The sequence below is a fragment of the Aeromonas sp. 601039 genome (assembly GCF_049174415.1).
GTDB lineage: Bacteria > Pseudomonadota > Gammaproteobacteria > Enterobacterales > Aeromonadaceae > Aeromonas > Aeromonas veronii_A.
Map to the genome: position 1 here is coordinate 99,606 of NZ_JAAKTL010000009.1, position 24,908 is coordinate 124,513.

General features: G+C 59.7%; 27 protein-coding genes. 8 read left to right on the plus strand and 19 right to left on the minus strand.

Going from position 1 to position 24,908, the window contains the following annotated elements; all coding sequences use genetic code 11:
• Positions 1–396: 396 nt before the first annotated feature.
• From maiA to G5195_RS09865, 10 genes are all read right to left on the minus strand, one after another.
• Positions 397–1,032, minus strand: coding sequence for a maleylacetoacetate isomerase (gene maiA, locus G5195_RS09820; RefSeq protein ID WP_005361400.1), 636 nt, complete (start codon positions 1,030–1,032; stop codon positions 397–399).
• A gap of 139 nt (positions 1,033–1,171) precedes the next feature.
• Positions 1,172–2,167 (minus strand): fumarylacetoacetate hydrolase family protein, encoded by a 996-nt coding sequence (locus G5195_RS09825; RefSeq protein ID WP_421236073.1) that lies wholly within the window; start codon positions 2,165–2,167, stop codon positions 1,172–1,174.
• Positions 2,168–2,177: 10 nt separating this feature from the next.
• The gene (locus G5195_RS09830) at positions 2,178–3,329 is read right to left on the minus strand and encodes a homogentisate 1,2-dioxygenase (protein ID WP_421236074.1); all 1,152 of its coding nucleotides are present in this window, start codon (positions 3,327–3,329) and stop codon (positions 2,178–2,180) included.
• Complete coding sequence (gene hppD / locus G5195_RS09835; RefSeq protein WP_421236075.1) at positions 3,322–4,458, minus strand: 4-hydroxyphenylpyruvate dioxygenase; 1,137 nt, start codon at positions 4,456–4,458, stop codon at positions 3,322–3,324. The genes G5195_RS09830 and hppD overlap by 8 nt, the downstream gene beginning before the upstream one ends.
• Before the next feature lie 224 nt (positions 4,459–4,682).
• The gene (locus G5195_RS09840; protein WP_421236076.1) at positions 4,683–5,393 is read right to left on the minus strand and encodes an HAD family hydrolase; all 711 of its coding nucleotides are present in this window, start codon (positions 5,391–5,393) and stop codon (positions 4,683–4,685) included.
• A complete protein-coding gene (locus G5195_RS09845; protein ID WP_421236077.1) occupies positions 5,393–6,052 on the minus strand; it encodes a TIGR01621 family pseudouridine synthase in 660 nt (219 codons plus the stop codon). The genes G5195_RS09840 and G5195_RS09845 overlap by 1 nt, the downstream gene beginning before the upstream one ends.
• A 177-nt stretch (positions 6,053–6,229) precedes the next feature.
• A complete protein-coding gene (locus G5195_RS09850) occupies positions 6,230–6,922 on the minus strand; it encodes an ABC transporter permease (protein ID WP_005337302.1) in 693 nt (230 codons plus the stop codon).
• Between the two features lie 3 nt (positions 6,923–6,925).
• Positions 6,926–7,666 carry an ABC transporter permease gene (locus G5195_RS09855; protein WP_005352911.1) on the minus strand — a complete coding sequence of 247 codons (741 nt, stop codon included), beginning with the start codon at positions 7,664–7,666 and terminating at the stop codon, positions 6,926–6,928.
• A 211-nt stretch (positions 7,667–7,877) separates the two neighbouring features.
• Positions 7,878–8,651, minus strand: a complete 774-nt coding sequence (locus G5195_RS09860; RefSeq protein ID WP_005337307.1) for an ABC transporter substrate-binding protein — start codon at positions 8,649–8,651, stop codon at positions 7,878–7,880.
• Positions 8,652–8,700: 49 nt separating this feature from the next.
• Entirely contained in the window at positions 8,701–9,471 is a 771-nt protein-coding gene (locus G5195_RS09865) for an ABC transporter ATP-binding protein (RefSeq protein ID WP_005337310.1), read from the minus strand.
• Between the two features lie 532 nt (positions 9,472–10,003).
• On the opposite strand from G5195_RS09865, the gene G5195_RS09870 reads away from it, so the two are divergent.
• On the plus strand, positions 10,004–10,906 hold the full coding sequence (locus tag G5195_RS09870; RefSeq protein ID WP_058059015.1) for a lysine exporter LysO family protein: 903 nt from the start codon (positions 10,004–10,006) through the stop codon (positions 10,904–10,906).
• A gap of 103 nt (positions 10,907–11,009) precedes the next feature.
• Here the strand turns inward: G5195_RS09870 and iadA are convergent, their stop codons facing one another.
• Both iadA and G5195_RS09880 read right to left on the minus strand, forming a co-directional pair.
• Positions 11,010–12,140 (minus strand): beta-aspartyl-peptidase, encoded by a 1,131-nt coding sequence (gene iadA, locus G5195_RS09875; protein WP_421236078.1) that lies wholly within the window; start codon positions 12,138–12,140, stop codon positions 11,010–11,012.
• 66 nt (positions 12,141–12,206) lie between these two features.
• Entirely contained in the window at positions 12,207–12,989 is a 783-nt protein-coding gene (locus tag G5195_RS09880; RefSeq protein ID WP_421236079.1) for an ABC transporter substrate-binding protein, read from the minus strand.
• On the opposite strand from G5195_RS09880, the gene G5195_RS09885 reads away from it, so the two are divergent.
• A complete protein-coding gene (locus tag G5195_RS09885) occupies positions 12,988–13,293 on the plus strand; it encodes a hypothetical protein (protein ID WP_421236080.1) in 306 nt (101 codons plus the stop codon). The genes G5195_RS09880 and G5195_RS09885 overlap by 2 nt on opposite strands.
• Before the next feature lie 83 nt (positions 13,294–13,376).
• A complete protein-coding gene (locus tag G5195_RS09890; protein ID WP_279486933.1) occupies positions 13,377–13,985 on the plus strand; it encodes an ACP phosphodiesterase in 609 nt (202 codons plus the stop codon).
• Between the two features lie 56 nt (positions 13,986–14,041).
• Here G5195_RS09890 and G5195_RS09895 read toward each other — a convergent pair whose 3' ends face one another.
• Complete coding sequence (locus tag G5195_RS09895; protein ID WP_005344724.1) at positions 14,042–14,425, minus strand: DUF2069 domain-containing protein; 384 nt, start codon at positions 14,423–14,425, stop codon at positions 14,042–14,044.
• Positions 14,422–14,772 carry an arsenate reductase (glutaredoxin) gene (gene arsC, locus G5195_RS09900; protein ID WP_005333838.1) on the minus strand — a complete coding sequence of 117 codons (351 nt, stop codon included), beginning with the start codon at positions 14,770–14,772 and terminating at the stop codon, positions 14,422–14,424. Before arsC ends, G5195_RS09895 begins: the two co-directional genes overlap by 4 nt.
• Before the next feature lie 60 nt (positions 14,773–14,832).
• On the opposite strand from arsC, the gene G5195_RS09905 reads away from it, so the two are divergent.
• The gene (locus tag G5195_RS09905) at positions 14,833–15,315 is read left to right on the plus strand and encodes a TlpA family protein disulfide reductase (RefSeq protein WP_279486932.1); all 483 of its coding nucleotides are present in this window, start codon (positions 14,833–14,835) and stop codon (positions 15,313–15,315) included.
• 90 nt (positions 15,316–15,405) lie between these two features.
• On the opposite strand, the gene G5195_RS09910 is transcribed toward G5195_RS09905, so the two are convergent.
• Entirely contained in the window at positions 15,406–16,860 is a 1,455-nt protein-coding gene (locus G5195_RS09910) for a M48 family metalloprotease (protein ID WP_005333848.1), read from the minus strand.
• 121 nt (positions 16,861–16,981) lie between these two features.
• Between G5195_RS09910 and G5195_RS09915 the strand changes: the two genes are divergently transcribed.
• The 3 genes from G5195_RS09915 to G5195_RS09925 are packed head-to-tail and all read left to right on the plus strand — an operon-like array spanning position 16,982 to position 19,153.
• Positions 16,982–17,215 carry a sulfurtransferase TusA family protein gene (locus G5195_RS09915; RefSeq protein ID WP_139460793.1) on the plus strand — a complete coding sequence of 78 codons (234 nt, stop codon included), beginning with the start codon at positions 16,982–16,984 and terminating at the stop codon, positions 17,213–17,215.
• A gap of 25 nt (positions 17,216–17,240) precedes the next feature.
• Positions 17,241–18,311 (plus strand): AI-2E family transporter, encoded by a 1,071-nt coding sequence (locus tag G5195_RS09920; RefSeq protein WP_139435562.1) that lies wholly within the window; start codon positions 17,241–17,243, stop codon positions 18,309–18,311.
• Positions 18,312–18,346: 35 nt separating this feature from the next.
• Positions 18,347–19,153: a MipA/OmpV family protein gene (locus G5195_RS09925; RefSeq protein WP_236350901.1), complete on the plus strand. Its 807-nt coding sequence runs from the start codon at positions 18,347–18,349 to the stop codon at positions 19,151–19,153.
• A 111-nt stretch (positions 19,154–19,264) separates the two neighbouring features.
• On the opposite strand, the gene G5195_RS09930 is transcribed toward G5195_RS09925, so the two are convergent.
• Positions 19,265–20,065 carry an alpha/beta fold hydrolase gene (locus G5195_RS09930; RefSeq protein ID WP_421236081.1) on the minus strand — a complete coding sequence of 267 codons (801 nt, stop codon included), beginning with the start codon at positions 20,063–20,065 and terminating at the stop codon, positions 19,265–19,267.
• Positions 20,066–20,193: 128 nt separating this feature from the next.
• On the opposite strand from G5195_RS09930, the gene ppk2 reads away from it, so the two are divergent.
• Positions 20,194–21,009, plus strand: coding sequence for a polyphosphate kinase 2 (ppk2, locus tag G5195_RS09935; RefSeq protein WP_005361444.1), 816 nt, complete (start codon positions 20,194–20,196; stop codon positions 21,007–21,009).
• Positions 21,010–21,121: 112 nt separating this feature from the next.
• Here ppk2 and G5195_RS09940 read toward each other — a convergent pair whose 3' ends face one another.
• The 3 genes from G5195_RS09940 to malF form a co-directional block, all read right to left on the minus strand.
• Entirely contained in the window at positions 21,122–22,258 is a 1,137-nt protein-coding gene (locus G5195_RS09940; RefSeq protein ID WP_005333867.1) for an ABC transporter ATP-binding protein, read from the minus strand.
• A gap of 68 nt (positions 22,259–22,326) precedes the next feature.
• On the minus strand, positions 22,327–23,217 hold the full coding sequence (gene malG, locus G5195_RS09945) for a maltose ABC transporter permease MalG (protein ID WP_005333868.1): 891 nt from the start codon (positions 23,215–23,217) through the stop codon (positions 22,327–22,329).
• A 12-nt stretch (positions 23,218–23,229) separates the two neighbouring features.
• Positions 23,230–24,882, minus strand: coding sequence for a maltose ABC transporter permease MalF (gene malF, locus G5195_RS09950; RefSeq protein WP_005333870.1), 1,653 nt, complete (start codon positions 24,880–24,882; stop codon positions 23,230–23,232).
• Between the last annotated feature and the right edge of the window lie 26 nt (positions 24,883–24,908).

Consider the following 24,908-nt stretch of genomic DNA (forward strand, 5'->3'; position numbering starts at 1 on the left):
GCTGTCACAAGGGATCTGCGCGGTGACACGGGCGGGCAGTGCGGGCCATCAAACCGTAAACACGAAAAAGAGCAGTGCGAATAAACCATGGAAACCAGGGAGGTAGCCAGGCCCCCTGATAGGCGACCTGTGCGCATTTCTGCTTTCCGCTGTCCCGCTGGCGTGGCGATACTAGGCCCAATCAACTGACTTGAGTGTGACTGACAGCCCAAAACACCAACAATAAAGACTCAATCGATGCAAAATGTTGATAAGTGTGACAAGTGCAGGATCCTTGGCGACATTCAGCCGTCAACACAAGGCACGCAAGGCGCATACAGAAGGGAAATAAAGAGATGAGGAGATATAACGCGCGGGATGGCGTGCTGACGCCATCCCGCGATTCAAGTCAGTAGGTCACTGCGCATCCGGCTGGTTGGCGGGGGCGGCCTTGATAAAGGCTTGCAACTGTTCGCAGTTGGCGACGATGCGGCGGATGGTGGGGTAATCGTCCAGGGTCATGTCGTAGCGGCGGGCGTTGTATACCTGGGGCACCAGCATGCAGTCAGCCAGGGTCACTTCGTTGCCGACGCAGTAGACACCGGCGGTGGTCATCAACAGCTGTTCGAGGGCAGTGAAAGTCTCGTCAATCCAGTGGCGATACCAGCGGGCCTCCTGCTCGTTGTTGGCCCTGAAGTGCTCTTCCAGATAGTTGAGTACCCGCAGATTGTTGAGCGGGTGAATATCACAGGCGATCATGTTGACGATCTGGCGCACCCGGGCCCGCGCGTCGGGGGAAGAGGGCATCAGGGAGTAGGCGGGATAGGTCTCGTCAAGGTACTCCATGATGGCGACCGACTGACCGATCTGCACATCGCCATCCACCAGAAACGGCACCAGCCCTTGCGGGTTGATCCGGCGATAGGCCTTCTCGCTCTGCTCGCCTTGCCGCAAATTGATGGGATGCTGCTCGTAGGCGAGCCCCTTGAGCTGCAACACGATCCGCACCCGAAAACTTGCCGACGAACGCCAATAGCCAAACAACTGCAACATAATCTGTCCCTGCATCTTATCTGGGCCCGAAGCCCGGCAGGTGCTCACCACCTGCCTCCTTGTGTATCCGGCACCGGTTGAGGGCTCGTCGTGATCCGGACATATCCCGAATATCCTTGCCGCCAACCGGCGCTGGTCATCAACCTCCCTGACCGCTCGCTGGCACCACCTGTTGAGAGATGGTGCCAAACAGGTTTTGGCCAGAGCGATCTTCCATCGCGATCGACACTCTATCACCAAACTGCAAATAGGGGGTTATAGCTTGATCACAATCAAGAATTTCCAGCATGCGGCGCTCGGCGATGCAGGATGAACCAGCGCTGCGATCGTAGTTGGAGACGGTGCCCGAGCCGATGATGCAGCCCGCACCAAGGGGGCGGGTCTTGGCGGCATGGGCAATCAGCTCGAAGAAGTTGAAGGTCATATCCACCCCGGCTTCGGGCGCACCAAACAGGGCACCGTTGAGGTGGGTCAGAAGCGACAGATGCACTTTGCCATCGCGCCAGTCATCGCCGAGCTCATCCGGAGTGATGGCCACCGGCGAGAATGCGCTGGACGGTTTGGACTGGAAGAAGCCAAAGCCCTTGGCAAGCTCCCCCGGAATGAGGTTGCGCAGGCTCACGTCATTGACCAGCATCAGCAGCTTGACGTGGCTGGCGGCCCCCTGCGGGCTCACCCCCATCGGCACGTCGTCGGTGATGATGGCGACTTCCGACTCGAAATCGATCCCCCACTCCTCGGAGCCCATCACAATCGGCCCGCGGGGAGCCAAAAAGCTGTCGGAGCCCCCCTGATACATCAACGGATCGTGCCAAAAGCTTTCGGGCATATCGGCACCGCGGGCCTTGCGCACCAGCTCCACATGGTTGACGTAGGCGCTGCCATCGGCCCACTGATAGGCACGCGGCAGCGGAGAGAGGCAAGACGCTTCATCAAAGGGGAACGCCTCGGCCACACGGCCCTCGTTAAGCTGCTGATAGACAGCCTCCAGCCTGGGGGCAACCTCGGCCCACTCATCGAGGGCGGCCTGCAAAGTCGGGGCAATCTCTCTCACCCGCACCGCCCGGGCCAGATCCCTGCTCACAACCACCAAAGCGCCATCGCGCTTGCCATTGTTCAATGTTGCCAATTTCATAAGCGATTCCTTATTTGCCGGCAGCAGCGTCCGGTCGCTGCCAGCTGGAGACATACCGGGTGTTCTCGATCCCTTCGCACAGACTGCCGACGTTCAGCGCATCGCGGGTATCGAGCATCACCGCCACCTCGTCGGTGAACTTCTTGGCATAGGCCTGCCCTGCCGCAAACGCCTTGGGATGGGGGCCGTGGGTGAAACCGGCGGGATGGAAGGTGACCATGCCCCGCTCGATATTGTCCCGGCTGAAGAAGTCCCCGGCATGGTAGAAGAGCACTTCGTCGTAATCGTCATTGCTGTGGTAGAAGGGCACCTTGAGGGCGCCGGGATCGCTCTCGATGGGGCGCGGCACGAAGGTACAAATCACGAAGCGGCTCGCCACAAAGGTAGAGTGGGCCGACGGCGGCAGATGGTAGCGGTGGCTCATCAGCGGGCGGATATCCCGCCAGTTTAGGCGCACCACACACAAATCCCCGTGCCACCCTTGCGCATCCAGCGGGTTGAACGGCCAGGTGATAACCGACACCTGATCGTGGCGCTTCACCTGCAGCGACCAGGGATTCTCATCCTGCTGAGCCAAAAAGCGCTCGTTGATGGCGGGCACATCCAGCGCCGCCGAGTCAAAGATGGCATGATTGCCCACCAGCCCCTTGTCCGGCAGCTGATAGCTGTCGTTGGCCGCCTCGATCATCAGGATGAACAGGGGCGCCGTCGGCTCGATGCGCCACATGGTGCCACGGGGGATCACCACGTAGTCGCCGTCCCGCAGAGTCAGATGGCCGTAATCGCAGAAGAACTCTCCGCTCCCTTCGTGGATAAAGAGCAGCTCGTCACCGTCGGCGTTGCGCACCAGAAACGGCATCGTCTCGGAGAGCCGCCAGATGCGATAGCGGCAGTGGGGGTTGCTGAGAATGTCGGGAGCCACCCAGGGAGAGAGGGAACTCACCTCCTCTTGCAGGGCATTGAGGTCAAACAGCCGTGGCCGCAGCGGTCCCTCCCAACTGCTCCAGTCGGTGGGGGCATGCTTGTGGTGCATGTGGGTGGCGGGGCCGAAAAAGCCGCTGCGCCCCAGCTCGCGCTCATAGATAGCCTGTTCCGGCAGGTCGGCATGGGCCTGCCGGGAGTGGGTCCCCTCCCGATGGGGGAAGTTAATCCAGTTACGCATCGCTCGCTCCCTCTTTGCGGGCACCCGTCTCATCCTCGCCGCCATCCAGCACACCACGGCGGATCTGGTCCAGCTCGATCGATTCAAACAGCGCCTTGAAATTGCCCTCGCCAAACCCTTCGTTGCCCTTGCGCTGGATGATCTCGAAGAAGACCGGGCCTATCACGGTGTCGGTGAAGATCTGCAACAGGATGCCATCTTTGGTAGGAGAGCCGTCGATGAGGATACGCAGCTCTTTGAGGGCCGCCAGATCCTCCTGATGCCCCTCGACCCGGCTGTTCACCTTCTCGTAGTAGGTATCGGGCGTCGGCATAAAGCCGGTACCGCGGCTGCGCAGGGTGCGGATGGTGTGGTAGATATCGCTGGAGGCCATGGCGATGTGCTGGATCCCCTCCCCCTTGTACTGACGCAGGTACTCCTCGATCTGGGACTTGTCATCCGCCGACTCGTTGATGGGGATACGGATCTTGCCGCAGGGGGCAGTCATGGCGCGAGAGTGCAGCCCGGTCAGCTTGCCCTCGATATCGAAGTAGCGAATTTCACGGAAGTTGCCGATCCGCTCATAGAAGTTGGACCAGACATCCATATTGCCGCGATGCACGTTATGGGTCAGGTGATCGATCTCGATGAGACCGGCATCTACCTCTGCCATCCGGGACTGCCAGTCGGGGTAGAAGACAAAATCCACGTCATAGATGGAACCCTTGTCGCCATAACGGTCGACAAAGGAGAGCGTGCTCTCGCCGATACCGTAGATGGCGGGAATATTGAGCTCCATCGGGCCAATCTTGCCGACAAAGGGCTTGGCCCCCTTGGCGATGGCGAACTGCTGGGCCTTGCCCGCATCACTTACCCGAAACGCCATGCCGCAAACGCTCGGCCCATGCAGGCTGGCAAACTGCTCCGCTTGGGAGTGAGGCTCGGCATTGACCACGAAGTTGATATCCCCCTGCCGGTAGAGCCAGCACTGCTTGTGTTTGTGCCCGGCGACCTCGGCAAACCCGAGCGAAACGAACAGGCTCTTGAGGGCAGCAATCCCTTTGGCATCGGGGGCTGTGTACTCGACAAACTCGAAACCGTCTGTGCCTAACGGATTGATGGTATGGGTGGCGGAAGAGGTGGCATTCATCGGGCGCTCCTTGCTCTTGATTCGGTTAAAACGGATTGCAGCACCCAGCGGCGCGGCAAGTGTTAACAACTTGTTTCATTAGAAGCAGGGCGTAGCAGGAAGAGAAGAGGCGGGTTGCAGATAGTTTTTCGCAGCTGGCAGCAAAGGATGTAAATGAATTGTGACATTTAAGCCACAGCCTTGCGGATCAAACGGTGACGACCCGCATGGCTGTCAGCTTTGCATTACAGTTGCCAGTTTTTGACCAGCAGATGGGGCAAGCAGGCCCGGGCTTTTTGCAGTCGCGTGGGCGTTGGATTGATCAGCCACGCCTCTTTCCCCAACCCCAGCAGTGGCAGATCGTGCAGGCTGTCGCTAAGCGCCAGCTCGACATCGAGGGCGCAAATCTCCGGCAACAGCTTGTGCTGGCCGTGGCAATAGAAGCGCGGCATCAGGCCGCCAAAACGGTAGTGCATCTGCGAGCCAATGACCCGGTGAGGCAACTGGCCGGGCAGTTGTTGATGAAGCTGGGCTCGCACCAGCGCGCAGGGACTGGCGGAGATCACCCAGCAGCGCGCGCCCTCGCTTTGCAGCAATTCGCGAGCCTGACGATACAGCCCCGGCCTGGTGCGGCAATAGGCGCGCACCAGCTTGCGCCAGCCCAAAGGGGAAAGCCCCAACGTGATGGCCCACCAGATAAGGGAGATACCGCGCCGCCGCTGGCTGGGTAGCAGCTGACTTGGCAACAAATAGACCAACCCACCCAGCGCAATCACTGGCAACAGCAGCAGCGGCCAGATCCGGCGGCGCAGGATATAGCGCAGCAGACCGGCGTGGCTGTCACTGGGGGCCAGGGTGTCGTCAAAGTCGGCCAGGATCCAGCGCGGCGCACGTCCGTCAGGATCACGCTCTTTCGCTGAATGGATCATGGCGTCAGGCGCTGGGCGCATCAGCATCAGGGCGCAAGGGCTGCGATGGCTGCCGTGAGCTCGGGAGTGACAAATTCACTCCCCACATCGGGCGGGCAGACAAAATCGAACGGTTCCCCCGTCAGCGTAAAACTCAGTCGCCAGGCGTGCAGATAGCCGCGATCGGCTGGCGTACCGCCATAGCGCTCATCCCCGAGAATGGGGGCACCGATGCTTTTGAGGGCAACCCGGATCTGGTGGGTCTTGCCGGTCTGGGGCTTGATGCGATAGAGCCGCAGCCCCTCGCGCACCGACACTGAATCGAACCAGCTGATGGCAGGATTATCCAGAGTACGCGCCAGCATCCAGCTGCCGCCGCGCCCCTTTTGCATATCCCCCTTCACCCAACCCTGCTTCTTCTTGGGTTTGCGATCGGAGAGCGCCAGATATTGTTTGCTCACCTCGCGGGCCGCAAAGGCCATACTCAGCTCGCGATTAGCCTCTGTGGTGCGGGCTAGCAGCACCAGGCCGGAGGTCATCTTGTCGAGCCGGTGCACCGGATAGAGGGTCAGCCCGGTATCGGCCTTCACGCGATTGACCAGCCCCGGATTGACCGACTCCCCGTCGCCCTGCTCGTCGTGCATGCCGATGCCGGGCTGCTTGTCGATAACCAGGAAAGCGGGATGCTCAAACAATATCCGGTACATAAAACCTCGGGAACTGGGGAATAAGGCACGCAGCCAACGGCTGGCGGCGCTTGGGAGTGCTGCATTCTCCCTGCTCGGCCGCCATTTGGCAAACCGGGCGGGCAGACGATGAAGATGAAAAATGGCCCCGCCTGCAAACAGGCGGGGCCATTTTCACTCATCTTGGCAGATCACACCTTACACATTGCGCGGGCGCAGGTGGGCGTGCCAGCGCGCTTCCCACTTCTTGAACAGCCAGACGATGACAAAGGTGAGCAGCATATAGAGCAGCCCTGCGGTCAAAAACGCCTCGAACGGACTGTAGTAGCGGGAGTTGATGATCCGCGCCGCGCCGGTCAGATCGACGATGGTGATGATGCCCGCCACCGCCGAGCCCTGCAGCATGAAGATCACCTCGTTGCTGTAAGCCGGCAGTGCCCGACGAAACGAGTTGGGCAAAATGATCCGGGTCAGAGTCTGCCAGCGGGTCATGCCAAAGGCGTTGGCTGCCTCAATCTGGCCGCGCGGCATGTTGTGTACCGCCCCGCGCACGATCTCGGCGGTATAGGCGGCGGTATTGAGAGTGAAGGCCAGCAGAGCGCAGAACCAGGCTTCGGAGAAGAGCGACCAGGCGGCACTGTTCTTAAGCCACTCCCACTGGGCGGCGCCGTAGTAGATGATAAAGAGCTGCACCAGCAGCGGGGTGCCGCGAAAGAAGTAGATATAGGCCCAGATTGGCCCCTTGATCAGCCAGTTGCGGCTATTGCGTAGGATGCCCATGGGCACAGCCAGCATCAACCCAAGGATCAGAGAGAGAGCCACCAGCCAGACGGTGGTATAGAGCCCCTCCCAATAGGTGGGCCACTCTTTGAGAATGATTGAGAAATCCATGGCTTACCTCGTCTTGATGGCGTAATGACGCTCGGCCCACTTGAGCGCCGAGGTGGAGACTGCGGTGAAGATCAGGAAAATTAACGCCACCGCCATGTAGAAGGTGAAGGGTTGCTGGGTCGAGCCCGCCGCCAGCGAGGCTTTGCGCACCATGTCATCGAGGCCGATGATGGAGACCAGCGCGGTGGTTTTCAGCAGCACCAGCCAGTTGTTGCCAAACCCCGGCAGAGCGTGGCGCATCATCTGGGGGAAGAGGATCCGCACAAACACCTGGGTTGCCCGCATGCCAAAGGCCCGTGCAGCCTCCAGCTCGCCTTTGTCCACCGCCAGAATGGCGCCGCGAAAGGTCTCGGTCATGTAGGCGCCGAAGATAAAACCGATGGTCGCGACACCGGCCACAAAGGGGCTGATGTCGATATAGTCCGGGAGCAGGGAGACCCACTCCTGATTGGGATTACTCTCCAGTAACCAGCTGTTGTAAGTCTCGTTGACCCAGGTGCAGATGCCGTTGATCAGCACCTGGCCGCCAAAGAAGAGCAGCATCATCAGCACCAGATCGGGGATGCCGCGAATAATGGTGGTGTAGCCGGTGGCGATGGCCCTGGCCCACTTGTAGGGAGAGAGTTTGGCCAGCGCCCCCAGCATCCCCAGCAGCAACGCCAGCAGCAGGGAGGCCAGCGCCACTTCCAGGGTGACCCAGGCGCCCTCCAGCAGCGAGGCTTCGTATCCTTTCAAATCAAACATATGCAGCTCCATCGCCACTGAATCTTCACGCACCTGCTAACCAGAAGGCTCCATAGCAGTCCGAATGAAATATGTGCAACTCCATTGCAATCAATGCGGGCCCGTAAACTCCCTCAGGGAGGTGACGGGCCCGATGACTACTGACGGGATAAACCTGTCGTTACTTGCCGTAGACGTCTTTGGACTTACTCGCCGTAAACGTCTCTTTGTTTTACTCTCCGTAAACGTCGAACTCGAAGTACTTGTCGTTGATTTCCTTGTACTTGCCGTTGGCACGCAGCGCCAGAATGGCGGCGTTGAATTTCTCTTTCAGATCCTTGTCAGCCTTGCGCACCGCAATACCGGCCCCCTCGCCAAACCACTTGGGATCGGTCAGTTTCGGGCCGACGAATTCGAAGGCATCACCGCCCTCTTTCTTCAACAGACCGTCGGTGATGGCGGCAGAGTCGGCCAGCACATAGTCCACACGACCGGATTTCAGATCGAGATAGGCTTCATCGGCCGTGCCGTAACGCTTGATGGTGGCGTTGGGGAAGTTGTCGGTAATAAAGGTATCCATGGAGGTCGCACGCTGCACCGCGACGGACTTGCCTTCCATAAAGGCTTTGTCGAGCTGCACATCAGTGCCCTTCTTGGCGGCAAAGCGGGCCGGAATGTGCTGGTACTTCTGGGTGAAGTCCACCTTCTTCTTGCGCTCTTCGGTGATATCCATGGTGGCGATGATGGCGTCAAACTTGCGCGACAGCAGCGCCGGAATGATGCCGTCCCAGTCCTGCTTGACCAGGGTGCACTTCACTTTCATCTCTTCGCACAAGGCGTTGGCGATGTCGATATCAAAGCCTTTCACCTCGCCACTGGGCTCGGTCCAGGAGAAGGGGGGATAGGCACCCTCAACCCCGATCCGGACCTCTTTCCACTCCTTTGCCATCAGGCTACCGGACGCGAGGGCAGTAACTACGGCTGTCGCCAGCATCAGCTTGTTCATGTATCTCTCCTTGATAAAACAGTTGATTGGGTAACCAGGCATCCCGCCATCAGTAGATGGAGGAGATGAATTGCTTGAACCGCTCAGATTTGGGATGGGCGAAAATCTCCTTGGGGTTGCCCTCCTCTTCCACCCGCCCCTGATGCAGAAACATCACCTTGTTCGATACATCCCGGGCAAACGACATCTCGTGGGTCACCACCAGCATAGTGCGCCCCTCTTCGGCCAGCTCGCGCATCAGACCGAGCACCTCCCCCACCAGCTCGGGATCCAGCGCCGAGGTGGGTTCGTCAAACAGCATCACCTCGGGCTCTACCGCCAGCGCACGGGCAATGGCGGCCCGCTGCTGCTGACCACCGGAGAGGTGGCCGGGATAGTAGTCACGCCGCTCCCAGAGTCCAACCCGGTTGAGCAGTTGCTCTGCCTTGGCCAGTGCTTCGGCGCGAGGCACTTTGAGCACCTGGATCGGCACTTCGATGATGTTCTGCATGATGGTCATGTGTGACCAGAGATTGAAACTTTGAAACACCATGGCCAGCCGGCTGCGGATCCGCTCCACCTGACGCATATCCTCGGGCAACCGCTCGCCGGCGCGGCTGGTTTTCATCCGGATCAGCTCGCCATGGAGCGAGACGGTGCCGGATGAGGGGGTTTCGAGCAGATTGATACAGCGAAGAAAGGTCGACTTCCCCGAGCCGGAGGAGCCGATAAGGGAGATCACATCCCCCTTGTGGGCGGTCATGTCGATGCCCTTGAGCACTTCGTGGGTGCCAAAATATTTGTGCAGATCACGTACTTCCAGTGCGGCAACGTCGCTCATCCATTACAACCTTGTCTGTCCCTAGACGCCGCAGGGGCGTGACTCAACCATCGTCCATTTAACAAAAAGTTAACCGATGGCAACCTTCAGCGAAAATATCACCCGGATAGTGAAAAAACAATACAGAACGAGGGTCTTCAGGGGATTCGCTCTATTTTTATTCGCTCTTTGCGTATTTTTCAGCACTTTGTTTGCATAAACAGCCGTTTCAATGGCTATTCCGATACCGCCTTTTTATACCCCAATCATATCAGTGGCAAGAGAAAAGCGTGATGTGTGCCAAACCGGTACCAAAATGGCTTTATGCACCCCCTTGCCGAGCGAAATATCGGCCCTCCGATCGGATCGACTTGATTTCATTGGTGCACTCGGGCTCGCACAGAACCTTATCAAACAGAGAGGTTGTGGCAAAAAAGTAACAATCTGCCCCCAAAAGGGCTGTTTTCGGCCATGAAAGCGATAGATATGTGACACAGAGCCAATAAGTAATGATAAGGTGGTATTTTTATCAGTTTTTGTGATCGAGGCCTCGATGCTGCTCAATGTGTTGCTGATCCTGTTGCCACTGGCAATCGGCTATCTGATTCCCCTCTCCTCTGCCCGGCTGATCAAGCTGGTCAACCAGAGTCTGGGCAAGATGGTCTACCTCATTCTGTTTCTGATGGGGCTCGGGCTTGCCTATGTGGAAAACCTGGGCAGCAATCTGGCGGTGATCTTCAAAGTCGCCGGGGTGATGCTGACCGCGATCACGATCTGCAACCTGCTGGCCCTCTGGTGGCTCGACAAGCGCACGCCGCCGACCCACGAGGCGAGCGATAGCAAAATGCCGAGCAAGCTGCACCTGTTGTGGGAATCCCTGCAGCTCTGCTTTGTGGTGCTCGGCGGTGTGCTGCTCGGGTTGCTGGTGGATCTGCGCGCCCTGCCCATCGACAAGTGGAGCGAGTGGGCCCTGATGCTGCTGCTGTTTCTCATCGGGGTGCAGATGCGCAACTCCGGCATGCGGCTGCGCCAGATCCTGCTCAACCCCTGGGGAATGAAAATCGCCGCCACCGTCATCCTCAGCAGCTGGCTGGGCAGCCTGCTGGCGGCCCAATTGCTGGGGATGCCCTTTGCCCATGGTCTGGCGATGAGCTCGAGCTTCGGCTGGTATTCGCTCTCCGGCATTCTGGTGGCCGACAAACTGGGGCCGGTGCTCGGTTCTGCTGCCTTTATCAACGATCTTGGGCGTGAGCTTATCGCCATTCTGATCATCCCGGTCCTGATGCGACGCCACCCCTCGGCGGCCATCGGTTACGGCGGCGCCACGGCGCTGGACTTCACCCTGCCGGTTATCCAGAAATCAGGGGGCATTCAGGTGGTGCCGGTGGCCATTGTCTCCGGCTTTATCCTGAGCCTGCTCGGCCCCATCCTGATCCTCGGGTTTCTGGCGATCTAAGCCTGATTTCCACATTGCAGATAAAAAAGCCCGACCTTGTTGTCGGGCTTTTGCTGTTTGGAGCAACCACGCACTCGCACTGGCTGCGATATTGCCCGCAGCCTTATTCGCGCCACTGGCCGCCACTCATCACTCGCTCGATAGCAAACGTCCGGTCGTGCACCAGCAGCAGATCCGCATCCTGCCCGACCCCGATACGCCCCTTGCTGCCAAGCCCCAGCGCCTGTGCCGGATTGCTCGTCACCGCGGCCAACGCCCTCTCCAGCGAGACACCGAGCCGGGTCGCGCGCACACACTGCAGCCACAGGCTGGCAATCTGACCACAGCGCATCTCGATTAGCCGCCCTTCGCCATCAAAGCGCGGCAGGCTGGCGTTGGCATCCGAGCTGAAGGTGATGCGATCGGCAGGCACGTTGGCAGCCAGCAGCTCGAGAAACGCATCGGCGGCAAGCCGCTCCCCATCCTCCAGCAGATCGGGAAAGCTCGAGGTGGTGAGGTCGACCCAACCTCCCGCCTTGCCCCACTCGATGGCCTCGGCAAAGAGCCAGGGGTTGCGGTTGCAGTGAGTGGGATAGAGCTGGCGCAGCGGAATGTCGGTCTCATCGCGCAGGGCCCGCAGGGGCGCCAATGCCCCCTTGCCATCCCCGACATGGAAGAAGCTGACCCCGCTCTTGCCCGCAAGCAGCCCGGCCACTCGCGCCTCGCTGGCAAGCCTGGCCAGCTCGTCGTGGGTCGGCGCACTGGATCTGTGGTCGCTGATGGCCACCTCCCCCACCCCCAATACCTCGGGGATCAGGATGATGTCCGACTCCACCGTGCCGGTCAGGGTCTTGACCGGCAGATGGTAAGAGCCGGTATACATAAAGGCGCTCACCCCGGCGGCGCGAAACTCGCGCACCTTGCCGAGCACCTGCGCGGGAGTGCGGGTCAGGCTGTCGGTGCCAAGCGCCGCCACCAGGGTAGTGACGCCGACCTTGAGCGCCTCGCTCGCCGCCAGCTCAGGGGTGCGAAAGGCAAAGCCCCCCTCCCCGCCGCCGCCGGTGATATGGGCCAGCGGATCCACCAGCCCAGGTACCAGATAGCGGCCACGACCATCGACCCTGTGCAGCGGCCAGTTTGCGGGCACCGTCAACCCCTTGCCCATCCAGGCGATACGGCCATCGGCCACCAGCAGATCCTGCTGGCCAAGGTGGGTAGGGCTGAAGATCTCGGCCCCCTCGATCAGGGTCAACATGGCGATCCTCCTTGCACGATTGTCGCTTGCCCAATGAAAAGAGAGGGAGCAAGCTCCCTCCCCCCGTCAACCACCATATATATCGTACTTGAAGTACTTCTGGTTGATCTGCTGATAGGTGCCGTTGGCACGCAGGGCCTTGATCGCCTCGTCCAGCTTGCCCTTGAGCTCCTTATCGCTCTTGCGCACGGCGATCCCCATGCCATCACCAAACCACTGGCGATCGGTCAGGGCGGGCCCCACATAGTCGAACTTGTCGCCCCCCTCTTTGCCAAGCAGCCCCTGCTCGATGGCAGAGGCATCGGCCAGCAGGGCCAGCACCCGACCCGCCTTCAGATCGAGATAGGCCTCATCGGCATTGCCGTAGCGGACGATGGTGACATTCGAGCCAAAATTGTCGGTCAGGTACTTGTCGTGGGTGGTGGCACGCTGCACCCCGATGCGCTTGCCCGCCATGCCTTCCGGGGTCAGCGTCAGCTCTGTCCCCTTGGCCGCCACAAAGCGATTGGGAATATGGGCATATTTCTCGGTGAAATCGACCTTCTGGCGCCGCTCGTCGGTGATCGACATGGCGGCGATGATGGCGTCGTATTTGCGCGACAGCAGGGCCGGGATCATGCCGTCCCAATCCTGCGCCACCAACTCGCACTTGACCGCCATCTGCTTACAAAGGGCGTTGGCGAGGTCGATATCAAACCCCTTGATCTCGCCCGACGCATCGGTCCAGGAGAAGGGCGGGTAGGCCCCCTCCACCCCGAAACGCACGGTTTTCCACTCCTTGGCCATAGCGGGGGTGGCCAGCAGGCCGGCAACAAACAGGGCTGAGAGGGTCAGTCTGATCTTCATCATGAGTACTCCATTACATAAAAAGCGCACAGGCGCGGACAATGCACCGCAGGCGAATACATGCGATGACCAAAAGCGGCAAAATCTGGATGAGCGAGATCACGCCCGAGCGGGCGTCAGTGAACTGCTCCAGGGGTTCGATCTATTCGTCGAACCACTCGGAGAGATAGAAAGGCTTGAAGTAGAAGGCCAGAAAAAAGCCTCTGGCTTTGCGCATCATGGTGGTTTGTCGCGTCCTGTGACAAAGATGGCAATCACCTTAGCACGCCCGAATTTTGCCCGGCAAGAGGCAGCCGCCAGGCAGTAGCAAAATCCCGATCATGGTCAAGGCAGGCGGGATCCGTTAGGCTCGAAGCACCTTGCCATCCCATAACAGACACACAGCGACCGATGAATTTTCTGGCCCATCTCCATCTGGCTGCCCACACCCGAAGCTCCCTCACCGGCAATCTGCTCGGCGATTTCGTCAAAGGCACGCTGCCCACGGGGCTTGCCGCCCACTTCGATGAGGGGATCTGGCTGCACCGCAAAATTGATGCCTTCACCGACAGCCACCCCGAGCACAAGGCGGCCGTCGCCTGTTTCGAGGCCCCCTGGCGCCGCTTTGGCGGCATAGTGGTGGATATGATCTACGACCACTGGCTGAGCCTGCACTGGGGACTGTTCAGCACCGAGCCCCTGCCCCGCTTCCTGCAACGCAGTTATGAGCGGCTATTGGCGGATCACCCACGCCTGCCGGATGGACTGCCACTCCCCCTCAAACGGATGGCCGAGCAGAACTGGCTCGCCTCCTACCGCCACAGGGAGGGGCTGGGGCAAGCGCTGAATGGCATCGGCCGCCGACTGCGTCGCCCGGTACAACTGGGAGAGGCGCTGCTGACCCTCGATGAATCTCAGTGGCAAACATGCGAGGCGGGATTTCTGCGCTTCTATCCCGCGCTGATGGACTTTAGCCAGCAGCAACTTGCCCAATATCGGGCAGCCCAAGGGGCACAGTGATCCCTCTGGATAGAGCCGCTTCCCCATAAAAAACGCCCCTTGCGGGGCGTTTGTCATCAGTTGGCTTCATCTTTCTTTTTGCGAATGCTTAAGCCAAGTTCCCGACCACGCAGTCGGGCGTAATAGATGGTGCCGACAAAGGCGATAGTGGTGAAGACCAGCTCCACCACCGCCAGCCACCGCTCCCCCTCATCCGTGGTGATCAGGGTGAGGGCGTGGAGGAAATAGGGCATCAACACGAAGTTGCCCCAGGCGTGGGTGTAGGGGTTGCCCTGCACTATCCCCTTGAGAGGGAAGAGCAGCGGCACCGTCCAGATCACCGGCAGCAGCCAGGGGTTGAGGTCCGGATGGGGCGACAGCCACAGATGCCAGAGGATGACCCAGCCCAGCAGACCAAAGAAGCCGACCAGAGTCAGCCAACGTGCGAAGCGGGTGCTCACTTGAGGATCTCCAGCACCTGCTCCGGCGGGCGACCAATACGGGCCTGACCATTCTTGATGACGATGGGGCGTTCGATCAGCTTGGGATGCTGGTGCATGGCGCGGATGAGGGCATCACCGCTGACATCGGCCAATCCCAGCTCCTTGTAGAGATCCTCCTTGGTGCGCATCAGCTGGCGGGGATCGTTAAAACCAAGCAGAGAGAGCAGGTTGCGGATCTCATCTTCGCTCGGGGCCTGCTCCAGATAGAGCACCACATCAGGGGCGATCCCGTGCTGTTCCAGCAGGGCCAGGGTTTCGCGACTCTTGGAGCAGCGCGGATTGTGGTAGATTTGGGTCTCGCTCATGGTAACTCCCTGATTAATCGCAAGATGGGATTAGAAACGGCGCTATTGTAGGGGAAAGTGATGGTCAGGGTAAGCAGCAGTGGAAAGGAATTGAAACGAATTTGTTGGCTGATTGTGGTGGGCCTGCTGGGCGCCTGCACACCCGCCCCCGAATTTACCGATGCAACAGGGCAGCCGGTTAGCCTGCGCCACTTTGCCGGCAAGCCGCTGCTGATCAACTACTTCGCCCCCTGGTGCGCCCCCTGCCTGCGGGAGATGCCGCACCTCAACGCGCTGGCGGCAGAAGGCCAGATCACAGTGGTGGCCATCAACTACGACCCGACCACGCCAGCAGAGCTGGACAAGCTGGCTGCGCAGTACCACATCAAGGTGCCGCTCCTTATTGCCAATGAAGATGCCAGGCTCCCCTTCCCTCGCCCAAGCGGCCTGCCCACCAGCTACCTGCTCGATAGCGAGGGCAAGCTCAAGCAGACGCTGGTCGGCGAGCTCGACCAGCAGCAGATCGAGATGCTCAAGGCGACCGCCAGCGGCATGAGTCACTAGCCCATCGCTGCTATCACCGTCCCCCACATCAACGCCACCGCCATAAACAACAAGGGCGCACCATAGTGCGCCCTTGTTTGATAGGTTTCGTTAGCCCTTGAGGCTGTCGAGATCCTTCTTCGCCCGCTCCAGCTCGGTGATGCGCGCCTCCAGACGAGCCAGGGTCATCCGGTCGCTGGTGGTACCGCGCGCCACGATCAGCTCGTCGATGGCCGCCTGATAATCCCCGCGCAGCGCGAGCATTTCGGCCCGCGCCATATGCAGCTCGGTCATTCTACCCGCCTTGCGATAGGCATCGGCCAGCAGGTTCCAGGCCAGATTGTTCTCCTCATGGGCACGGGCATAGGGGTCAAGGATGGCGATGGACTTCTTGTAGTTGCCGCTCTCGAGATAGGCGTTGCCGAGGTTGACCACCACCACTTCGTTGTCCGGCATCCGGCTGCGGAACTTCTCGAGGCGCGCGATGGCCTGGGCACTGCGCCCCTTGGCCAGATCGATGTCGGTCTGGGCATCGACGATAAAGAGATCTTCCGGATGACGGGCCGCCAGCTCCTGCATCAGGGTATCAGCCTCGTCGGTGCGCTTGAGCTGGATCAGCGCCAGCGCCTTGCCATAGATGGCGGCATCCTTGAGCGGATAATCCCCCTTCTGGATCCGGCTATCGAAGTAACTCAGCAGCCCCTGCGGGGTATCGGTACCAAAACGCACCTGAATCCGCACCTTGGCCAGCCAGAAGTCGAGACTGGGCGGCAAGTCGCGGCGACCATAGCTACCCGCCCGAGCGCGGGCCTCGCTGATCCGGGTCTCCGGCAGCGGGTGAGTGAGCAGCATCTCCGGCGGCTTGCTGGCGTAACGGTATTCGGCAGCCAGTTTCTGGAAGAAGTTGGCCATCCCCATGGGATCGAAACCGGCATCATAGAGGGTCTTCATGCCGATGCGATCCGCTTCATATTCGTTGTCGCGGGTGTAGTTGATGGCCGACTGCATGGAGAGACCCAGCGTGGTCTGCAACGCAGCGATACCGGCAGTCGGGTTGATCACCGCCAGCGCGATGGAGCCCACCAGACCGGCCAGGGTCACCGCCGAGCTGCTCGCCTGCGCTTCCATATAACGGGCGATATGGCGCTGGGTCACGTGAGTGATTTCGTGGGCCAGTACCGAGGCCAGCTCGCTCTCGCTGTCGGCGTAGAGGAAGAGGCCGGTGTGCACCTTGACTCGCCCGCCGAGGAAGGCGGCCGCGTTGATGCTGGGATCATTGATGAGGAAGAAGGTAAACGGGAAACGCACCCCATCGGCGTTGGTCAGCAGTCGCTGACCCAGATCGTCAATGTATTGGCTCAGCACTGGATCATCGATGATCGGCAGACCCGCACGGGCAAAGCGCATAAAAGCGTTGCCGTAACGCACCTCCTGCTCGATGGGCAGGGCCGCCACCCCGGCCGTGCCGATGTCGGGAAGCTGGTTGTTGGCCTCGGCATGAAACGTGGCGCCCATCAGGGAAGCCAGCAGGGGAAGCGATGCCATCAGGGGGGAAAAGCGTGCCACGTTATCTCTATCTCCATCAGAAAGGGCCTCGGCAGAATACCCTTGCCCATCAAGGGCTACAAGCGTTGTTTCACGCTCTTATCACGGCCATAATAGCAGCCACCTGCCTGATGGAGCCCCCATGGAAGTTCTCGACCTGACCCCCTGGCGTTGCCCCGAGCCGCTGATCCGGCTCAAGCTCTGGTTAAGGGAGGCCAAAAGCGGTCAAACCGTCACCATCCGGCTGGCCGATGCGGGCTCCCGGCAGGATATTCCGGCCTATCTGCACCGTCAGGGCCACCATGTCGAGATGCAGCAAGAACCGAACAATACCCTCTCTTTGCAGTTGGTTGTCGGGGCGAAACAACCATCTTGAGCCCCAGTGATGTAAGGATGCCGTCATGTTAGAAGTATTGAAGCGCTGGTATCAGACCCGTTTTTCCGATCCCGATGCCGTTACCCTTTTCCTGTTGCTGGTGTTCTGCTTCACCATCATTTGGCTGTTTGGCGATCTGCTGGCCCCCCTGCTGGTGGCGCTGGTAATGGCCTATCTGCTGGAGTGGCCGGTCGCCCGGCTGCAAAAAGCGGGGCTGTCGCGCACCCTGGCCACCAGCGTCATTCTGATCCTCTTTATTGCGGTAGCAGTCGCCTCCTTGCTGGGTCTTATCCCGACGCTGGTCAGTCAGGGGATCAATCTGGCCAAAGAGGCGCCGGCCATGCTGACCCACGCTCAGGATTATGTGCGCACCCTGCCGGACAAATACCCCGAGCTCATCGACGTCAGTCTCGTGGAGACCGTCATCGACAATATTCGCCAGCGCATCCTCAGTGGCGGCGAGCATCTGGTAAGCGCCTCCCTCAGTTCGCTGGTCAACGTGGTTGCCATCATGATCTACCTCATTCTGGTGCCGCTGATGGTCTTCTTTATGCTCAAAGACAAGCGGGTACTGATGGGCAGCCTGCGCCGCTTCCTGCCGCGCAACCGCACCCTGGTCAACCGGGTGTGGGTGGAGATGAACAACCAGATCATCAACTACATCCGCGGCAAGGTGATCGAGATCCTCATCGTCGGCATCGCCACCTATGTTCCCTTCGCCCTGATGGGACTGCGCTACTCGGTGCTGCTGGCGGTCGCGGTCGGCTTCTCTGTGCTGATCCCCTATATCGGCGCCGCCGTGGTGACGGTTCCGGTAGCCATGGTCGCCCTGTTCCAGTGGGGGCTCACCCCCGAGTTCGCCTGGCTGATGGTGGCCTATCTGGTCATTCAGGCTCTCGATGGCAACCTGCTGGTGCCGGTGCTTTTCTCGGAAGCGGTCAACCTCCATCCGGTGGCCATCATCATCGCCGTGCTGGTCTTCGGCGGCTTGTGGGGATTCTGGGGGGTCTTCTTCGCCATTCCCCTCGCCACCTTGGTCAAGGCGGTGATCAATGCCTGGCCAAAACGCGAAGAGATGCCCAGTGCCGTAAAATAACCTGCTTCCCCTGCAATCGTGACAACGGAGTGTCCATGACCTTTTTTCGTCAAATCAGAGCGGCAGGGCTGACGGCCCTGCTCCTCGCTGCAGCCCTCCCAGCGCGTGCCGATATCGATCTTGGCGCCATGGATCTGCTCACCAGCGACAGCCCAACCAGTCCGGTGCCACAAGGCTTTGTCGCCGGTGCGGCGCTCATCGGGGGGCAGGCCCGTTATGAAGCACAAGATAACAGCCTCTACGCCATCCCGGGCTTTATCTACTTCGGCGACGACTTTATGTTTCTGGGGGATCGGGCTCGCTACTACTTCCACAAGGATGAGAACGTGGCCCTCTACGGCTATGGCCGGGTCCGTTTTGGCAATCTGGATCCCGAGGATTCTCCGGCCTTTACTGGCATGGAGCAGCGAAAATGGCAACTGGAAGGCGGGATCGGTGGCAACATCATCACCCCCTATGCCCTGCTGACCGTGCGGGCCAACAGCGATGTCACCGGCCGCAGCAAGGGGCAGGAGCTGCTGCTGTGGGCCGACTTCCCCATCCTGCGTGACAACCTGCTGATCATGCCGGGGATGGGACTGATGCTGCGCAGCGACAAGATGGCCAACTACTACTTCGGCGGCATCTCCGAGAGCGAGGCAACCGCCCAGCGGCCCGCTTGGGATACCGGTACCACCCTATCTCCGATGGCGGCCCTCATCACTAGCTACCGCTTCAGCCCCAACTGGATTGGCATGTTTGCCATGAACTACGAATGGTATGATCGGGACATCAAAAACAGCCCCATCGTCCAGCACGACGGCGAGCTCTATGCGGGTTTTGCGCTGGGCTATATCTGGTAACGGTTATGAATCTTGAACCGTGAGACACGACCAAACAAAAGGGAGCCCTCGGCTCCCTTTTTCACGACCATCAGGCTGGTAGTACAGCCTGCTCAAGCTGCCAATTCAGGCTTACAGCGCCGCCAGAAACTCGGTCAGTTGCTGATTGACGAAGGCCGGATTTTCCAGCGACGAGATGTGGCCAGCCATCGGGATCTCCTTGAACGGGCAACCCAGCACCTCGGCCATCAGATAGCCCTCCAGCACCGGACGGGCCTTGTCCTCGCAGCCGGTCATCACCAGCGCGGGAGTGGTGATCTCCTCCAGCCACTCGATACGATCTTCGCGGGTCACAAAGCTGCGGCCCACCGCCACCATGGCGGCGATCTTCTCGTTTGGCCAAGCGGCAAGACGCGCCTTGAAACCACTCATCAGCGCCTCATCAGGCTGGCTGGCAAAGAAGATAGGCGCCACCTGTTCGATGATGGGTGCAGGAATTGAACCAAGCTGCTCGATCGCAGCGAGCATGCCGAGGTAGCGCTCGCAGGTGATCTGCGGTTCCAGGCCGACAAAACTGTCCATCAGCACCAGACCCTTGAGGCGGTTTGGCACCATGCGCGCCAGCTCCACACCCCACATGCCACCGATGGAGAGGCCCACCAACACGAACTCCTCAATGCCGAGGGCATCGAGCAGCGCCAGGTGATCCCGCGCCAGGGTTGCCAGCGTGCAGGCACCTTCGGGGAGCAGATCAGAATCACCGTGGCCCCACAGCTCGGGAACGATGCAGCGATAGCTGCCCTTGAGCGCCTCGATTTGCGGCGCCCACATGGCGCTGTCCCACAGATAGCTGTGGCCAAACAGCAGTACCGGCCCTTGCCCTTCATCCAGATAGGCCATCCGGCGGCCCGCTATCTCCATAAAATGCTTCATGTTATCTCCTGTTGCCAGCGATGGGCGGGCAGTGTATCACGTCCCCCTTGGCAGGTGACGCCTCCCTGGTGCAAGCTGGCAGTGACTCAAAGAAGTCACCCATGAAAGGATGCCAAAAGGAGAAGCCCATGGCGAAGGAGAAGAGCAAGAAGCGGCCACGTCTGGACAAGAAGTGCTACGAGCACCACCTTGCCCATCTGCAGGAGGAGCTGGTCAAGCTGCAGGAGTGGGTCAAGCAGGAGGGGTTAAAGGTAGTGGTACTGTTCGAAGGACGGGACGCCGCCGGTAAAGGGGGCGTCATCAAGGCGATCACCGAACCGCTCAACCCCCGGGTCTGCCGGGTCACGGCGCTGCCCGCCCCCTCCGATCGAGAGCGCTCCCAGTGGTACTTTCAGCGTTATGTGGCCCACCTGCCCGCCGCTGGCGAGATGGTGCTGTTTGACCGATCCTGGTACAACCGGGCCGGAGTCGAGCGAGTGATGGGATTTTGCAGCGACGCCGAGTATCGCGAGTTTCTGCGCGCCTGCCCCGAGTTTGAGCGGATGCTGATCCGCTCCGGCATCACCTTGATCAAATACTGGTTCTCGGTCAGCGACGAGGAGCAGGAGAAGCGCTTCAAGGAGCGGATCAACACCCCCATCAAGCGCTGGAAGTTCAGCCCGATGGATTTGCAGTCCCGCTCGCGCTGGGTGGAGTACTCCCGCGCCAAGGATGACATGTTCACCTACACCGACACCGAGGATTGCCCCTGGTTCGTGGTGGAGGCGGACGACAAACGCCGTGCTCGCCTCAACTGCATTGCACATCTGCTGAGCAAGGTGCCCTACGAGGCGATCCACTACGAGCCTATCAAGCTCCCCCCCATCAAGACCGAAGGGTATGAGCGCCCGCCGCTGGCCAGCCAGACCTTTGTGCCCGATATTACCGCCGAACTCGAGGCTTGAACCGGGTTACCTTGCCTATCTGCATGTTCAAATCGCAGGCAATAAAAAGCCGGTCTGACGACCGGCAAAAAGGCATTGATTATTAAGAAAGGAAAACCGGCACAACAAAAAATCAGGTACGGATATATTTGGCAGTACGGGGGAACGCCTGCTCCTTGGCATCGAACAGGTAGCAGGCTTCGGCCGGGATACCCACGCTGTAGGTTTGACCGGTCGCCACATCCACATCCGAGGTGGCCTTGACGGTAAAGTCGTGACCATCCACATCCATATAAACGAAGGACTCGGCACCCAGGTGCTCGGCCACCTGCACGATCCCGCTCACCTTGCTGTGTGCATGGGGGTGATCCAGCGGCATCAGGTGCTCGGGGCGAATGCCCAGCTCCACCTTGTCACCCACAGCGCCACTGCGGGCATCGACCCGGGCACGCACGGTATCGCCAGAGGTCAACTTGACCAGGCACTCCTGCTCGCCAATCTCCAGCAACTCGCCCGCCAGGAAGTTCATCTTGGGAGAGCCGATAAAGCCCGCCACGAACTTGTTGTCCGGGTTGTGGTAGAGATCCAGCGGTGAACCGAACTGTTCCAGGTTGGTGGCAGCTTCGGCCTTGAGCGGGCTCAGCACAACAATCTTGTCGGCCAGAGTCATCGCTTCCACCTGATCGTGGGTCACGTAGATGATGGTGGAGTTAAGCTCCTTGTGCAGCTTGGCGATCTCGATCCGCATCTTGACCCGCAGCGCGGCATCCAGGTTGGAGAGCGGCTCGTCAAACAGGAACACCTGCGGCTGCTGCACGATGGAGCGACCGATGGCGACACGCTGACGCTGACCACCGGAGAGCGCCTTGGGCTTTCTGTCCAGCAGCGGCTCAAGACCCAGGATCTCGGCGGCGCGCATCACCCGCTTGTGGATATTCTCTTTGTCCATCTTCTTGAGCTTCAGACCAAAGGCCATGTTCTCGTAGATGTTCATGTGGGGATAGAGGGCGTAGGACTGGAACACCATGCCGACGTTGCGCTCTACCGGCGGCACATCGTTCATGTAGCGACCGCCGATGGTCAGCTCACCGCTGGTGATGTCTTCCAGACCCGCGATCATCCGCAGCAGGGTGGATTTGCCACAGCCGGACGGGCCGACGAAGACAATGAACTCCCCTTCCTTGATGGAGAGGTTGATGTTGCGCAGGGTGTCCTTGTGAACAGCCGGATCGTAATTTTTGCGAACGTTGTTGAGTACTACTTCAGCCATGACGAGCTCCGCTCTTGAATCTTTGCAAATCGTGATAGCGGGGGGAGTCAGCTCCCCCGGCCATAAACTTAACCTTTCACACCACCAGCAGTCAGACCGCCAACCAACCAGCGCTGTGCCAGCAGGAACACCACAGTGATGGGGAAACCGGAGAGCACTGCGGCCGCCGCGAAATCACCCCACAGATAGTTCTGCGGATAGAGGTACTGCTGGGCCCCGACCGCCAGGGTCAGATTGTTCACATCCTGCAGCAGGATGGAGGCCATGGGCACCTCGGTAATGGAACCGATAAAGGCCAGAATAAACACTACCGCCAGGATGGGCACCGACAGAGGCAACAGGATCAGACGGAATGCCTGCCACGGGGTCGCCCCGTCGATGGCCGCCGCCTCCTCCAGAGAGGAGTCGATGGTCTCGAAGTAGCCCTTGATGGTCCAGACGTGCAGGGCGATACCACCCATGTACGCCAGGATCAGGCCACCGTGGGTGTTGAGACCGAGCCAGGGGATGTAGTCACCAATCTTGTTAAAGAGCGCGTAGATGGCTACCAGTGCTAGCACCGCCGGGAACATCTGGAAAATCAGCATGCCCTGCAGGATGGTGGACTTGCCACGAAAACGCAGGCGGGCAAAGGCGTAAGCACAGGTGGTGGAGAGCGTCACGATCATCAGGGCAGTGATGCCGGCGATCTTGATGGAGTTCCACAACCAGGTCAGCACCGGGAACGGCGGCGGCGTGATGCTGCCGTCGGCGTTGGTGATGGACATGCCCAGCGCCAGCTTCCAGTGATCCAGCGTCGGATTGGAGGGGATGATCTCCCCTACCGCGAAGTTACCGTTACGGAACGAGATGGCGATAACCATGATCAACGGGAAGATGATCAGCGCCAGGAAGCCCCACATGACCAGGTGGGTTGCCCACACCCGGTATTTGACTGATTTGGGTTGTACGATTGCCATGTTGAAGCCTCCTTACAGCTGCTTGTCGGCTTTGGACAATTTCAGGTTGAGCAGCGCCAGCGCACCCACGATGAGGAAGATAGCTGTGGCGATGGCACTGGCCAGACCGTAGTCCTGACCACCCGATCCCTGGAACGCAATCCGGTAGGTATAACTCACCAGCAAGTCGGTGGTACCGGCCGGGGTGCTGGCGCCGATGATGTCGGGCGCACCGTTGGTCAACAACTGGATAAGCACGAAGTTGTTGAAGTTGAAGGCGAACGAGGCAATCAACAGCGGTGTCAGCGGCTTCATCAGCAGCGGCACGGTGATCTTGAAGAAGTTCTGTACCGGGCCGGCACCGTCCATGGCGGACGCTTCATAGAGATCTTCCGGAATGGCTTTGAGCAGGCCCATGCAGAGGATCATCATGTAGGGGTAGCCGAGCCAGGTGTTGACAATCAGGATCATCACCTTGGCCAGGAAGGGGTTGGTATACCAGTCCGGCTTGATGCCAAACGCCGCTTCCAGGAACATGTTGATCTCACCGAAGTTCTGGTTGAACAACCCCTTGAACACCAGGATGGAGATAAACGCCGGAATCGCGTAGGGCAGGATCAACATGACCCGATAGAAACCGCGCCCCTTGAGCTCTTCCCACTGCACCAGACAGGCCAGCACCATGCCGATAGCCAAGGTGAAAGCGACGGAGCAGGTTGAGAAGATCACGGTCCAGATGAAGATCTGCAGGAAGGGTGACTGGATGCCCGGATCGGTGACGATGCGCGCGAAGTTCTTCCAACCGACGCTCACCACAAAGCCCGGAGCAATACCCTTGCCGACAAACTGACCCTGTTCGTCGATGTACTGATAGAAGCCGGTCTCGCCATTGGGCAGCATCAGCTCGCCATTCTGGGTATCACGCAGCAGGTTGCTGTCTTTGATCACCACGCCGGACTTGAGCACGGCACCATCCATCAGACGGGTGTAGTGCTGCTTCTGGGCGGCAAACTTGCGCAGACTGCTCAGGGTCAGGTGGGTACCGCCATCCGGCAGCACCAAGTCAAGGTCACTCAGGTGAGTACGATGCTCAACAATGGCGCGGATCGGTGCGGCCTTGCTGGCCGCTTCGCCAGTGAAGGGCTGCAGCTCGACCACTTGCTGGGTGTTCTGCACACGGCCCTCGCGGGACGCCAGCTCACGGGCCTTGTTGGTCATCAGGGAAACAGGTTGGCTGATAAAGGATTGATCATCCTGTGTCAGCAGCAGCTGGAACTGGCCATTGTCGCCACCCAGCAGGGTAAAATCGAATTCACCGCCCGCCACCTTGTAGGTTTTCTTCAGGTGGTAGTCCCGCGCCTGCTCCACGGAGAGCAAGTTGGACCCCGAATAGTTGGTGAAGGCAATGCCAATGGTGTAGGCAAGAGGGAAGATGATAAACACAACCATGCCCGCAACACCCGGAAAGATGTAGCGATGGGCATAGGTCTTCTTGTTCATGAAGACATACAGACCGACGGATACCACCACCAGATCCAGCAGCGCGAATACCCACTCGCCACTGGCGTACATCATCACGGCTGCATAGCCGTTGAGGATGGCGACCAGGGCCGCGATGGTCCACTTAAGCCAGGTGTGCTTATCCTTCGGACCGGCATAGGACTCAACAGAAGGTACTACTTCCATGCCAATTAACCTTTATAACGCCAAGA